Genomic DNA, 12,684 nt, shown 5'->3' with positions numbered 1-12,684 from the left:
GAGCGAACGTTAGTACTGCCTAAAAACTTGCTACAAGGCGTATGGCTATTACCCATTGAATTGAACACGCCTTCAATAGATGTTTTGATAGGGGATGTATTTCATCTGACAATATGCAAGGAATAGCATGCTAACTGACGCCTCCATGATTTATCCCTATCTACCTATTGGAGTCTTTGTTCCAAACTGGATAGAAAAAAATTTAACATCGACCCTGATTTTGGACTGGCGGAGTGCACTAGTGTCATTTTTCGTCAAAAAAGAATTCAGCACTCAGGAGGCTGTACTGGTCGGCAGCGGTTTTCTCTACTTGCTTGATGGTAAAGTGCCATGCATTATGACGGCTTCTCATGTTATCACCGAGATGCGTAAAAGCGATTTACCTTTTATCTCAATTGATGGTGTTAAATTCCTGTTCGAAAATCTAGAAATACTTTTTAATAATGAACAAGATTATGCAGTTATACCTTTGCCGAAAAAGATTGCAATGGGTATTCCTGACAGCAGATTATTCACTTCTATCGATAATACCAGAGAGATTAAAACCTCCTCTTTTGTCATTATTGGTTACCCTGCAAAGCACAACAAACTACATAGACTGCGGCCGGAGAGAGGGCTGACGCCTTTCGCCCTAACTTTTCACAATTTTCACTATGATCGGGTAACAGAGGATATCTTCTTTCACTTTATCCCTGATGGGAAAAATAAAAATGTCACTTTTGAACCGATCAGCTGTACAACAGCTACACCATCGCTGGCTGGAATGAGTGGAGGCGTGATTGCTCAGATCGTTATGAGCAGCGGCGTTGAACGGTATTCACTTCGGGCAGTTGGTTCATTTAAAGAACATCGAGCAAAAAGAGGAAACTTCCTGGTGGGTACGACCTTTATTGATTTTTCTAATGAACTAAATGCGTTGTTCAAATAATGTCGTCACCTGTACCCATTTTCATCCGACTTACATGATGTTAACGCCATCCGTTCTGAGCGAGAAGCGGAGCTTGGCTACTACCCAATTAAGGAAAATCTAATGAATGATTGCACAGAAATGCTGGATTCATTAAAGATATAAATTGGGTATCGCAATCTCTGCTCCAACAATCCCCCAAAAACAAAAAAGCCCACCCCGCCCCCAGGCAGGCCCTTGTCCCTCCGCAATGTCTCAACCCCCATCCCGCTCCGCAACCCGCGCCATCAACGCTCCCAGCAGCGCCAGATCGACCAGCAGCGCCAGCGCGAAACAGCTTCCTCTCGCGCCCGGCGCGGCGTAGGTTTGAATCAGCAACGCGGCAACCACCACGGCCACGATGCTCACCACCGTCGTCAAACGGTGCGCCACGGTGAGCGCTCTTTTTTCCCCCACCGCCGTGCGGTAGGCCACGCCCTGCCCCAGGCCGCCGAGGGCGATGCCCGCCAGCAGGGCCAGCCAATCATGGCCGCCGAACAGCATCAGCAGCGTCAATAGCCACCCCACCGCCGCCAGCAAAAAACCGTAGCGGAGCATAGCCAGCGCAAGCCGCTTCCGCAGCGGCTGCCAGCGGGCCAGCGCGGCGCCGCCGAGAAACGCCAGCGCCAATGCCGTTAGCAGCATCAGCGTTGCGCCGATGCCCAGCAGGCTTTCGGTCTTCAGCAGCAAGGCGCCCGCCGCGACCGGCACGCTGAGCGCCAGGGCGCTCGCCGCCGTACCCGTGTGTTCCATGGCGCCCAGGGCGCCGTTGTTGACATATATGCTCATCGTTAACTCCCGACATGGTGGAAATGATGAAATAAATTCATTTCCCTGTTCACATGTCAGTAGCCTATCTCTTGTATAATCGGTCAGACAAACTCATAGTTTTCAGCCTTAGATGAGAATAACTCAGCCATGAGAAAACCCCGTTTGCCGCCGCTGGGCGCGCTGCGCGCCTTCCACGCCGTGGCCGGCTGCCGCAGCTTCAAACTGGCCGCCGAGGAGCTGGGCGTCAGCGCGACGGCGGTCAGCCACCAGATTAAGCTGCTGGAGTCGGTGCTGGCATGCCGGGTGTGCGAGCGCAGCGCGCAGGGCGTCAGCCTGACCGAGATCGGCGAGATCCTGTATGCCGGCACCCAGCGCGCCTTTGCCGCGCTGGAGCAGTCCATCGCCCAAATCACCCGCGCCCAACAGCCGCCGGCGCTGACCGTCACCACCACCTCCAATTTTCTCACCCACTGGCTGGTGCCGCGGCTGGCGGATTTCAAGGCGGAGTTTCCCGCCATCGATCTGCGCCTGCACACCAGCGTCGAGCGCGTCGATCTCAACCAGCGCACCGTGGACGTCGCCATCCGCTACCGTGAAACGCCGGAAACCGATCTGCACTGCACCCTGCTGCATGAGGATCGCTTTATCGTGGTGGCCAGCCCGGCGCTGGCGCTGGAGCGCAGCGAGGATTTGCAGCGGGTAACGCTGTTTCACGTGGAACATCGGCAGGTGCCTGCCGACGCGCCGACCTGGGAAAACTGGCGGCGGCGCTATGGGCCGGAAGGGTTGAACGTGGAAGCCGGGCTGACCTTCAGCGACGAGACGCATGCGCTGCAGGCGGCTGTGGCGGGCCAGGGGGTGGTGATCGCCAGCCGGCTGCTGGCGCGCGATTTGTTGCAGCGCGGCGTGCTGGCCGCGCCGTTCGAGATGTCGTTACCCGGCGCCAACTATTACCTGGTAGCCACCGAAGAAACCGCGCAGCGCCCCGATATCATTGCGCTGCGCGAGTGGCTGCTGCGGCAAATGGCGGTGGGCTAACGGCGCTCGAGGGCGATTTCCCCCAGGCGGATCGCCACGCCGATCGCCTGCGCGGTAGTGGCGGCACCAAGGCGTTGGCGAATGCGCCGCAGGTGGTTTTCCACCGTGCGCTCAGACAGGCCGAGCATCGCGGCGATATCCGCCTGCCGCCGGCCGATGGCGGTCCAGCTCAGCACCTCGCGCTCACGCGCCGACAGCCTGCTCTCCCCCTCGCCGGCCGCCGGTGCGAACAGCCGCCGCGCCGCCTGAAAGGCCGCCGTGCCCACCAGCGACAGCGCCAGCCGCGCCGGCGGCGAAGCGTCGATGCGCTCGCCCCCCAGGCTGACGGCGCCCTCCAAACCGGCCGGGCCGAACACCGGGATCTGCACGCCGTGCAGGCCGGCACCACGCGGCGTGCGTACAATCCGGTAGCGCTCGCCCTGCTGCGCCCGGGTCTTGGTCCAGAAGAACGGCTCGCTGACCCGCAGCATATGCCGGGTCACCGGGCAGTGCCGCACGTAGGTCAGCGCATCGACGGCCTCGCCGTCGCCGAACCAGTCGCCCTCGACCCAATAGATATGCTCGATCCCCGCCTCCGCCGCAGCGGAAGCGGAAAACAGCACAAAGCGATCGAAGCCGAACGGCGCGGCGAAGGCGCGAACCCGCCCCTGAATGGCGGACAGGGTTCGCTCGTGGTCCATCGCCAGCGCCGTCTGGAAAGCGCGCTGCGCGATCTCGTCGCTCATCGCACGGCGACGTCGGCCAGCAGCGTCTCCGCCGCCAGCTTGCCGAGGTTGTTGGAAGCCAGCGGGCTGTCGCCGGTCAGCAGGCGCCGATCTTTATGCACCTTGCCGGTGATGTCGGCGTTAACGATCTTCACGCCCCGCTCGCGCAAGCGCTCGCCCACCAGCCAGGGCATCGGGCCGGGGATGTAGCCAATGTCGATGTTGGCGCCGGTATCGAGCGAGTCCGGGAACACGCACATTTCATAGCCACGATAGAGGAAATCCTCTTTGCTCTCGCCGATGCCCGCCGCCAGCAAACCGGCCGGCCCGTGGCACAGCGAAATCACGTAGCGATCGTTGTCGTGCGCCCAGTGCAGGGTCTTTTTCACCTCTTCGCTGAACGGGATATCATTCAGTACGCCGTGGCCGCCGGGGATGAAAACGCCGAGGTAGTTGCCGCCATCCAGATCCTTCACCACTTCCGTCAGCTTTTTCGGCTGCTTGAGCTGGCTGCGGTACTTCTCGTAGGTGGCCTTGACCGCGTCGTCCTCCTGCGGGAACGCCCACATCTCCAGCTTCACCGGATCGCCGGACGGCGTGGCGATATCGATCTCGAAACCGGCCAGATCCAGATGATGCATCGGCAACAGCATCTCGACCGGGTGGTTGCCGGTGGAGAAGAACTTGCCGTTTTGCATCAGCAGGTAGCGCTCCTGCGAGGCGATCATCAGCACCTTCCACTTGCCGCCACGATAGGCGTTCGGGTAGCTGGCGCCCGCGAAGTCGGTTTTGGACGAGGTATACTGGCTGAGGGAGTAAGGTGATGGGAAGAACGCGTTGTCTTCCGCCACATCCGGGGTGGGATTACGATCGTTGGACACTGAATCAGTCATGATTATCTCCATATTCACCGTTACGTTGCCCTTTCAGCTTAAATAACCGCCGGCGGGGCCGCAATGAGGGATATCCCTCAAGCCGAACGCTCAAAGCAACGCGACAACCCGTTTAGCGGTCAACTTGGCCGAATTAGGGTTCTGGCCCGTCACCAGACGGCCGTCGACCACCGCGTGCGGCACGAACGGCAACAGCGCTTTCTCATAGCGCGCGCCGCGTTTTTGCATCTCGGCCTGCGCGTTGTAGGGCATGTCGCGCGCAACCCCCGCCAGCACTTCCTCCGGCCATGAGAAACCGGTGATCCGGCGCCCCGCCACCAGCAGTGTCCCATTGGACAGCCGCACGTTGAGCAACCCGCAATAGCCGTGGCACACCGCGGAAACGACGCCGCCGCGTTCGTAGATCTCACGGGTTATCTGCTGAAGCTCGGCGCTGTCGGGAAAATCCCACATGACGGCGTGCCCGCCGGTGAAGTAGATGGCGTCGAAGCGCACCGGATCGACCTGCTGAGGGCTCAGCGTATTTTCAAGCAGCGCCATTTTGGCCGGCGTCTTGAGCCATGCTTTCGCGGAGGCATCCAACAGCGGCCATTTGAGCGCGCGCGGTTCCAGCGGCGAGCGCCCGCCCTGCGGGCTGACAATATGCTGCTCGTACCCTTGTCCGGCGAAAATAGCATAGGCGTGGGTTAGTTCCGATAGCCAGAGCCCGGTCTTATACGCGGGATTGTCATAATGGGAAACGTTAGTGACGACGTGCAGAATGCGTCTGCTCATGGTAAACCTCTGGGTGTTGTAGTAACCGACGGAAACTGCATGACGGGGGCCTAACGCCGCGCTTGCGCGTTCTTCCACTCCCGCCAAATCGTTTCCAGCCCGGCGCGATACGTCGTGATGGCGAAGTCAGGAAAACGCTGTTTGAACTTGGTGGAGTCGAACAGGTTGTCGTGCTCGTAGCGCGGCAGCAGCTCGCGCATCTCACGCGCCCCGGACGAGAACAGGCCCGCTGCGGTCAGCATCCCTTTGCCGATAACCGAGTAAGAGACCGCTTGCCCGAACGTCTCGCACGCCAGGGCAGCGAACTGCGCGTAGGTGAGCCGTTCGTCGCAGCAGGGCAAATGCCACGTCTGGCCGAACGCCTCGGGAGCGTTGCCGAGCCGCGCCAACGCGCGGCTGGCGTCGGGCGTCCAGATCAGCGTGCGCAGCTTGTCGTCGCGCACCGGCACGCGCGGTTTTTCCCCCGCTTTCAGCCTGTCGACGATCAGCGCATTGGTGAAGCTTTGCGTTTTCCCCGGCCCATAAAACTCGGGCGCACGGCCGATGAGCACCGGAATATGCCCCCGTTTCATCTCGTCGAGCACCTTCTCGGCCATCAGGGCGCGCACTCTTCCCTTGCGCCCGCGCGGCGCGAACGGCGTCGACTCCGTCTGCAGATCGCCGTTCTGCGGATACATATAGGTATTGTCGAAGTAGACGAAAGGCGCGCCCACCGCACGGCTGGCGTCGAGCGCATTCTGCAGCATGGTCGGGAACTGCGCCTCCCACAGCGCCGAATCCGGCGGCAAGCCGGCGGCGAAATACACCACGTCGCTGCCCTGCACCGCCGCCAGGGTCTGCTGTGCATCGAGCAGGTCGGCCGCAACCAGCGTATCGCTGTCGTTGACATTCTGCGGATGGCGGCTGACCAATCTTAAATCGTCGGTGTACGCTCGCTTCAGCTCGCGCGCCAGCTCTTGGGCGATCTGGCCACTGGCGCCCAGAATCGTTTGCATTTCCGTTCCTCATCGTAATGAAAAAAAGCCCCGCCCACTCGGGCGGGGCAAAAGGCCTTTTTCGCGCTTAGCTGTTCACGAACGCCAGCAGATCGGCGTTGACCTGATCGGCATGGGTGGTCGGGATGCCGTGCGGCGCGCCCTTATAGGTATTGAGCGTGCCGTTCTGCACCAGCTTGGCCGACAGCACGCCGGAGTCCTGATAAGGCACCACCTGATCGTCGTCGCCGTGGATCACCAGCACCGGAATGGCAATCTTCTTGAGATCTTCGGTGAAATCGGTCTGCGAGAAGGCGACGATGCCGTCGTAGTGCGCCTTGGCGCCACCCATCATGCCCTGGCGCCACCAGTTCCAGATAATCGGCTCCGACGGTTTGGCGCCCGGGCGGTTATAGCCGTAGAACGGGCCGGCGGGCACGTCGTAATAGAACTGCGCCCGGTTGGCGGCCAACTGCGCCTGGAAATCATCGAACACCGCTTTGGGGGTGCCCTGCGGATTGGCGTCGGTTTTTACCATCAGCGGCGGCACCGCGCTGATCAGCACCGCTTTGGACACCTTGTCCTCGCCGTGGCGCACGATATAGCGCACCACCTCGCCGCCGCCCGTCGAGTGGCCCACGTGCATCGCGCCCTGCACGCCCAGGTGTTTTACCACCGCGGCGACGTCATCGGCGTAGTGGTCCATGTCGTGCCCTTCCGACACCTGGCTGGAGCGGCCGTGGCCGCGGCGATCGTGCGCAACCACGCGGAACCCTTTGTTCACGAAGAACAGCATCTGGGCATCCCAGTCATCGCTGGACAGCGGCCAGCCGTGGTGAAAATAGATAACCTTGCCGTTTTTGGGGCCCCAATCCTTGTAGAAAATCTCGACGCCATCGCTGGTCGTTACGTAACCCATGTCGTTTCTCCCATTTACACTTTGGTTAAAAAAGAAGGTTTATACTGCGCGCGGCGCCGGGATTTCTGGCTCCCTCATCCCGGTTGGCCGACGATCTTGTGTTGATCGTTTAACGAGTATAGGTTTAAAGTTCACTTTAAGGTCAAGCGAGGGCAGCAGACAGAATGAAGATTGGGGATTTGGCGAAAGCGACGGGGCTCACTCCTTCGCGCATTCGTTTCTACGAGGCGGAGGGTCTGATCACGCCACCGCCGCGCCAGAGCAATGGCTATCGGAACTACTCGCCCGAGATGCCCGGCATGCTGAAAATTATCGACAGCGCCCAGCGCGCCGGATTTTCTTTGGAACAGATCCGCCAGTTCCTGCCGCATGGCCAGGGATCCTGGGATCACGAAGAGCTCAGGCATATCCTGACTGCCCGCGTCGCGGAAATCGAGCGTTTACAACAACAGCTGGCGCAAAATAAAGCAGATCTGCTGATGCTGATCGCCAACATTGAAAATCGCCCCGACGGGATTTCCTGCGAAGCCAACCTGCAGCGTCTGGTCGGCCTGCTGCCGGATCCCGTTCCCGCCTCATCCACCAAGAAGAGCGCCTCCGGCGCCTGATCGCCTGCGTTCATCTGCGTTCATCTGCGGGCTTGACCTTCAAGTCCGCTTTAAGAATATAGTCTTTCTGCCGCGCCCTCTACCCGGAAGGCATCCGTAATGGCTCCATGCTTTCCGGCCCGGGAAACGCGCCTTACGCACGCGGCCAGCGCGTTAACGGTTCCCCCAACAAGGTTGCCATAATGAGAGACGAGTCCTATACAGAGGTTGAATTCGCGGACCAGAAAGTCAAAGTGCCGCGCGGTGGCTACTATGACCGCTTCAGAGCCAATCCGGATCTGGATGAGGTGGCGCGCGATCCCGAAGCGGGCGACATCGATTGGTTCCGCCGCATTCCCAAACAGCAGGTTCCTTCACGCGTCGGCCAGGTCTGGGCGCCTAATTTTTACTACCGCAGCAGCAGCATACAGCTGCTGATGGCCGCGCCGCTCAGCCGCCTGCGCCCCCTGTTGCCGGCGCCGCTTGAGCCGCTGCACGCCGGCCCGCGGCACGGGCTGGTGGCGCTAAGCCTCTTCTCGTATCGGGTCTGTGACAACGATCCCTATGCCGAGGCCTCCATCGCCATCGTCGTTCCGCAACCCGGCAGCCGGCGAGCCGGCATTGCCGAACTGCTGCGGCAGGTGCGCCGACGCAGTTTCTATGCGCATGTGCTCGCGCTGCCGGTGACGACGGAAATCGCACGGGTGCGGGGTGTATTCGGTTACCAGTTGCCCAAGTGGGTCACCGAGATTTCGATGGACATCAATAGCAGCGACCTGCGCGCCTGCGTCAACAGCGCCAACGGCGCTCCGGACTTGAGTTTTCAGGCCCCATCGCCGCCGTTTCGCAACGTGCCTTCTCAATCGCGGATAGGGTGCAATACGATGCTGCATCAGATCGATGGGCGATGGCATCGCACTGTCGTACAATCCAATACGCTGACATTCGCGCAGCGCCGATGGCCGCATGATCTGGTTCTGACGCAGCACGGCGGCCCAATGAGCGCGTTGCTCAACGGGCTGGGCGTATCCCGCGTGTTGCAGCTCGACGCCGTGCGGGATGCGCAGATGGTGCTCAACATGCCGGTTCCTTTCGATATGCCGGAGCGTTGAGGGTGAATAGGGTCAATAGCGATAGCATGCAGGAAAACGCCGCCGCGATGATGATAAAGATGGAACAAATGCTCACCGCCCAGCGCCATGCCTTCCTGCGCGACGGCGCACCGACGATCGCTCAGCGCAAGGCCGCCCTGCGCCACCTGCGGAGCGCCATTTTGGCTCAGCGCGGCGCACTGACGGCGGCCGTCAGCGCAGACTTCGGCCACCGCTCGCCATACGAAACCGACATCCTGGAGATCCTGGTCACCGTGCAGGCGATCGATTATCTGCTGCGCAATCTGAAGCGCTTCATGCAGCCGGAACGCCGCCATGTCGCCCTGCCGTATCAGGCCGGGCGCGCCTACGTGCAGTATCAACCCAAGGGCGTGATTGGCGTCATGGCGCCGTGGAACTACCCGTTTTCGTTGACCTTCATCCCGCTGGCCACCGCCCTGGCCGCCGGCAACCGCGTGATGCTGAAACCTTCGGAGCTCACGCCGCACACCAGCCAGCTTATCGAAACGATGCTGGCGGCGCTGTTTCCCGCCGATGAGGTCGCCGTGGTGACCGGCGGGCCGGACGTCGGGGCCGGGTTCAGCGAGCTGGCGTTCGATCACCTGGTGTTCACCGGCAGCACGGCGATCGGCCGTCAGGTCATGCAGGCGGCCGGTAAAAATCTGGTGCCCTTGACGCTCGAGCTGGGCGGCAAAAGCCCCGCCGTCGTGGCGCCCGGCGCGCTCACCGCCAGAACCGTTAACAGCCTGGCGTTCGGCAAGCTGTCGAACGCGGGCCAAACCTGCATCGCGCCCGATTTCCTGCTGATCCATCAGGACGATGTGGAAAACTTCATTGCGCTCTACGACGCGGCGGTCAAAGCGTTTTACCCCGACGGGCCGACGAGCCATGACTACGGCGCCATCATCAACGACAGGCACTACCACCGTTTGCAGGATCTGCTCACCGACGCCCAGGCGCGGGGCGCGCGGATCGTTCCGGTGGGCCACCGCCCGGACTCGGCGGTGGAACGGCCGAAAACCCTCGCCCCCACGCTGATCGTCGGCGCCCCCGACGACAGCCGGATCATGCAAGAGGAGATCTTCGGGCCGCTGCTGCCGGTGCGCACCTACGCCGCCTTTGATGAAACGATCGACGTTATCAACGCCGGGCCGCGCCCGCTGGCGCTGTACTACTTTGGCCCAGGCGGCACGCTGCAGGACAGGCTGCTGGCGGGCACCACCTCCGGCAACGTCAGCGGCAACGCCACCCTGCTGCACTTTGCCCAGGACGATCTGCCGTTCGGCGGCATCGGCCCCAGCGGCATGGGGGCCTGTCACGGCATCGAAGGATTCCGGGCGCTGAGCCATGCCAAGGGCGTCTTTATCCAAAGCCGCTGGCGCTTCACCGATCTGCTGCGCGCGCCGTTCGGCAGGCTGGCGGACGCGGTACTCAAGGTGATGCTGCGGCGCCGATAGAGCGCCGCGCTGACTATCAATAACACAGCCATGAATCGCCGCAAGCTATCACAGTATTCAATCATTCCTATTTTATCTCTCCGCCGCCGCTGACTAAGCTTAGCCATGAGTCGCCCTTTGCCCGTTAGCGGCCGGGGCGATGTGATTCCATTGAGTTCAGTTATTTAGCGCAACACCCGACGCAGGCCTTACCCGCATGCCTTGTTAACCGCTCCACGCCCGGCGGCTGGAGCACCCTTACGGAAGCAGAGAGCGCATTATGACAACTGAAAGCAAATGCCCGTTTTCGGGCGGCAAACAGCCCGCACCGCAGAACGGCCCCACCAATCAGGATTGGTGGCCCAATCAGCTCAGCCTGAAACCGCTGCATCAGCACTCCCCCCTGTCCGATCCGATGGATAAAGACTTCAACTACGCCGACGCCTTCAACAGTCTCGATCTGGCGGCGGTCAAACAGGATCTGCACGCCCTGATGACCGACTCGCAGGAATGGTGGCCGGCGGACTTCGGCCACTACGGCGGCCTGTTCATCCGCATGGCCTGGCACAGCGCCGGCACCTACCGCATCGGCGACGGCCGCGGCGGCGCGGGCGAAGGCCAGCAGCGCTTCGCCCCGCTCAACAGCTGGCCGGACAACGTCAGCCTCGACAAGGCGCGCCGCCTGCTGTGGCCGATCAAACAGAAATACGGCCGCAACATCTCCTGGGCCGACCTGATTATCCTGACCGGCAACGTGGCGCTGGAATCGATGGGCTTCAAAACCTTCGGCTACGCCGGCGGCCGTGCCGACACCTGGGAGCCGGACGACGTCTACTGGGGCTCGGAGAAGATCTGGCTGGAGCTGAGCGGCGGGCCAAACAGCCGCTACTCGGGCGACCGCGACCTGGAGAACCCGCTGGCGGCGGTGCAGATGGGCCTGATCTACGTCAACCCGGAAGGCCCGGACGGCAACCCCGATCCGGTGGCCGCCGCGCGCGACATCCGTGAAACCTTCGCCCGCATGGCGATGAACGACGAAGAAACCGTGGCGCTGATCGCCGGCGGCCACACCTTCGGCAAGACCCACGGCGCCGGTCCGGCGTCTAACGTCGGCGCCGATCCGGAAGCGGCCGGGCTGGAGTCGCAGGGCCTCGGCTGGCACAGCACCTTCGGCACCGGCGTCGGCAAAGACGCCATCACCAGCGGCCTGGAAGTCACCTGGACCACCACCCCAACCCAGTGGAACCACGATTTCTTCCGCCACCTGTTCGAATACGAATGGGAGCTAAGCCAAAGCCCGGCCGGCGCGCACCAGTGGGTGGCGAAAGACATCGGTGAAACCATTCCCGACGCCTTCGATCCGAACAAGAAACGCCGCCCGACCATGCTGACCACCGACCTTTCGCTGCGCTTCGATCCGGCCTACGAGAAGATTTCGCGCCGCTTCTATGAGCATCCGGAAGAGTTGGCCGACGCCTTCGCCCGCGCCTGGTTCAAGCTGACCCACCGCGATATGGGGCCGCGCCCTCGCTACCTCGGCCCGGAAGTGCCGCAGGAAGAGCTGATTTGGCAGGATCCGATCCCGGCGGTCGATCATCCGCTGATCGACGAGCAGGACATCGCCGCGCTGAAAAACGCCGTGCTGGCTTCCGGCCTGCCGGTATCGGCACTGGTCTCCACCGCCTGGGCTTCCGCTTCGAGCTTCCGCGGTTCCGACAAACGCGGCGGCGCCAACGGTGCGCGCATTCGCCTGGCGCCGCAAAAAGACTGGGCGGTCAACCAACCTGCGCAGCTCGCCGCAACGCTGGCCAAGCTGGAGAGCATCCAACGCGCCTTCAATGATGCGCAGGCCGGCGGCAAGCGCGTCTCGCTGGCGGATCTGATCGTGCTGGCCGGCGCGGCGGGCGTGGAACAGGCGGCGAAGAACGCCGGTTTGGCCCTGACGGTGCCGTTCGCGCCGGGCCGCATGGACGCTTCGCAGGAGCAGACCGACGTGGACTCTTTCGAAGCGATGGAGCCGCTCGCCGACGGATTCCGCAACTTCCTGAAGGGCAAATACCGCGTGCCGGCCGAAACGCTGCTGGTCGACAAGGCGCAGCTGCTGACCCTGACCGCGCCGGAAATGACGGTGCTGGTCGGCGGGCTGCGGGTGCTCGGTGCCAACGTCGGCGGCACGCCGCACGGCGTATTCACCCAGCGGCCGCAGGCGCTGACCAACGACTTCTTCGTCAACCTGCTCGACATGGGCACCACCTGGCACCCGGTCGGTGAAGACGGCCTGTTCGAAGGGCGCGATCGCCGCAGCGGCGCGGTCAAATGGACCGGCACCCGCGTCGATCTGGTGTTCGGTTCACACGCGCAGCTGCGCGCGCTGGCCGAAGTTTACGGCAGCGCCGACGCGCAGGAGAAGTTCGCCCACGACTTCGTCGCCGCCTGGAACAAAGTGATGAACCTCGATCGTTTCGATCTGGCGTAACTAAGCGACAGCACAAAGCCCGCCACGGTAAACCTGGCGGGCTTTTTAATCATT

Annotated in this window: 12 protein-coding genes; 6 read left to right on the top strand and 6 right to left on the bottom strand. The window is 61.9% G+C overall.

What is annotated here, in order from left to right; all coding sequences use genetic code 11:
• Positions 1–127: 127 nt before the first annotated feature.
• Positions 128–928 carry a trypsin-like peptidase domain-containing protein gene (locus ACJ8HB_RS06865; RefSeq protein ID WP_047571395.1) on the top strand — a complete coding sequence of 267 codons (801 nt, stop codon included), beginning with the start codon at positions 128–130 and terminating at the stop codon, positions 926–928.
• 234 nt (positions 929–1,162) lie between these two features.
• Here ACJ8HB_RS06865 and ACJ8HB_RS06860 read toward each other — a convergent pair whose 3' ends face one another.
• Positions 1,163–1,735 carry a hypothetical protein gene (locus tag ACJ8HB_RS06860; protein WP_047571393.1) on the bottom strand — a complete coding sequence of 191 codons (573 nt, stop codon included), beginning with the start codon at positions 1,733–1,735 and terminating at the stop codon, positions 1,163–1,165.
• A 129-nt stretch (positions 1,736–1,864) separates the two neighbouring features.
• Here ACJ8HB_RS06860 and ACJ8HB_RS06855 point away from each other — a divergent pair, with 129 nt between their 5' ends.
• Complete coding sequence (locus ACJ8HB_RS06855) at positions 1,865–2,755, top strand: LysR substrate-binding domain-containing protein (RefSeq protein WP_047571391.1); 891 nt, start codon at positions 1,865–1,867, stop codon at positions 2,753–2,755.
• On the opposite strand, the gene ACJ8HB_RS06850 is transcribed toward ACJ8HB_RS06855, so the two are convergent.
• The 5 genes from ACJ8HB_RS06850 to ACJ8HB_RS06830 all read right to left on the bottom strand — a co-directional run bounded on the left by ACJ8HB_RS06850 (position 2,752) and on the right by ACJ8HB_RS06830 (position 7,019).
• Positions 2,752–3,480: a PA1136 family autoinducer-binding transcriptional regulator gene (locus tag ACJ8HB_RS06850; protein ID WP_047571389.1), complete on the bottom strand. Its 729-nt coding sequence runs from the start codon at positions 3,478–3,480 to the stop codon at positions 2,752–2,754. The genes ACJ8HB_RS06855 and ACJ8HB_RS06850 overlap by 4 nt on opposite strands.
• On the bottom strand, positions 3,477–4,352 hold the full coding sequence (hchA, locus tag ACJ8HB_RS06845) for a glyoxalase III HchA (protein ID WP_039565217.1): 876 nt from the start codon (positions 4,350–4,352) through the stop codon (positions 3,477–3,479). The genes ACJ8HB_RS06850 and hchA overlap by 4 nt, the downstream gene beginning before the upstream one ends.
• A gap of 90 nt (positions 4,353–4,442) precedes the next feature.
• Positions 4,443–5,126 (bottom strand): type 1 glutamine amidotransferase domain-containing protein, encoded by a 684-nt coding sequence (locus tag ACJ8HB_RS06840; RefSeq protein WP_047571387.1) that lies wholly within the window; start codon positions 5,124–5,126, stop codon positions 4,443–4,445.
• 50 nt (positions 5,127–5,176) lie between these two features.
• Positions 5,177–6,121, bottom strand: coding sequence for an NAD-dependent epimerase/dehydratase family protein (locus ACJ8HB_RS06835; RefSeq protein WP_047571386.1), 945 nt, complete (start codon positions 6,119–6,121; stop codon positions 5,177–5,179).
• A 67-nt stretch (positions 6,122–6,188) separates the two neighbouring features.
• Positions 6,189–7,019, bottom strand: coding sequence for an alpha/beta fold hydrolase (locus ACJ8HB_RS06830; RefSeq protein WP_047571383.1), 831 nt, complete (start codon positions 7,017–7,019; stop codon positions 6,189–6,191).
• Positions 7,020–7,183: 164 nt separating this feature from the next.
• Between ACJ8HB_RS06830 and ACJ8HB_RS06825 the strand changes: the two genes are divergently transcribed.
• From ACJ8HB_RS06825 to katG, 4 genes are all read left to right on the top strand, one after another.
• Positions 7,184–7,627 (top strand): MerR family transcriptional regulator, encoded by a 444-nt coding sequence (locus ACJ8HB_RS06825; protein ID WP_047571381.1) that lies wholly within the window; start codon positions 7,184–7,186, stop codon positions 7,625–7,627.
• Between the two features lie 182 nt (positions 7,628–7,809).
• The gene (locus tag ACJ8HB_RS06820; RefSeq protein WP_047571772.1) at positions 7,810–8,718 is read left to right on the top strand and encodes a hypothetical protein; all 909 of its coding nucleotides are present in this window, start codon (positions 7,810–7,812) and stop codon (positions 8,716–8,718) included.
• 2 nt (positions 8,719–8,720) lie between these two features.
• Positions 8,721–10,175: a coniferyl aldehyde dehydrogenase gene (locus tag ACJ8HB_RS06815; protein WP_080298862.1), complete on the top strand. Its 1,455-nt coding sequence runs from the start codon at positions 8,721–8,723 to the stop codon at positions 10,173–10,175.
• 259 nt (positions 10,176–10,434) lie between these two features.
• On the top strand, positions 10,435–12,630 hold the full coding sequence (katG, locus tag ACJ8HB_RS06810) for a catalase/peroxidase HPI (RefSeq protein ID WP_039565197.1): 2,196 nt from the start codon (positions 10,435–10,437) through the stop codon (positions 12,628–12,630).
• Positions 12,631–12,684 lie beyond the last annotated feature (54 nt).

Origin of the sequence: Serratia sp. CY27727, assembly GCF_052169275.1 — a bacterium.
Taxonomy (GTDB): Bacteria; Pseudomonadota; Gammaproteobacteria; order Enterobacterales; family Enterobacteriaceae; genus Serratia; species Serratia sarumanii.
The sequence above is the reverse complement of the archived record's forward strand: the minus strand, read 5'-3'. Positions and strand labels throughout refer to the sequence as shown.

Excerpts from the sequence above, each read along its gene's own strand:
- ACJ8HB_RS06865 (WP_047571395.1), top strand. The coding sequence starts at position 128 with ATGCTAACTGACGCCTCCATGATTTATCCCTATCTACCTATTGGAGTC.
- ACJ8HB_RS06860 (WP_047571393.1), bottom strand. The coding sequence starts at position 1,735 with ATGAGCATATATGTCAACAACGGCGCCCTGGGCGCCATGGAACACACG.
- ACJ8HB_RS06855 (WP_047571391.1), top strand. The coding sequence starts at position 1,865 with ATGAGAAAACCCCGTTTGCCGCCGCTGGGCGCGCTGCGCGCCTTCCAC.
- ACJ8HB_RS06850 (WP_047571389.1), bottom strand. The coding sequence starts at position 3,480 with ATGAGCGACGAGATCGCGCAGCGCGCTTTCCAGACGGCGCTGGCGATG.
- hchA (WP_039565217.1), bottom strand. The coding sequence starts at position 4,352 with ATGACTGATTCAGTGTCCAACGATCGTAATCCCACCCCGGATGTGGCG.
- ACJ8HB_RS06840 (WP_047571387.1), bottom strand. The coding sequence starts at position 5,126 with ATGAGCAGACGCATTCTGCACGTCGTCACTAACGTTTCCCATTATGAC.
- ACJ8HB_RS06835 (WP_047571386.1), bottom strand. The coding sequence starts at position 6,121 with ATGCAAACGATTCTGGGCGCCAGTGGCCAGATCGCCCAAGAGCTGGCG.
- ACJ8HB_RS06830 (WP_047571383.1), bottom strand. The coding sequence starts at position 7,019 with ATGGGTTACGTAACGACCAGCGATGGCGTCGAGATTTTCTACAAGGAT.
- ACJ8HB_RS06825 (WP_047571381.1), top strand. The coding sequence starts at position 7,184 with ATGAAGATTGGGGATTTGGCGAAAGCGACGGGGCTCACTCCTTCGCGC.
- ACJ8HB_RS06820 (WP_047571772.1), top strand. The coding sequence starts at position 7,810 with ATGAGAGACGAGTCCTATACAGAGGTTGAATTCGCGGACCAGAAAGTC.
- katG (WP_039565197.1), top strand. The coding sequence starts at position 10,435 with ATGACAACTGAAAGCAAATGCCCGTTTTCGGGCGGCAAACAGCCCGCA.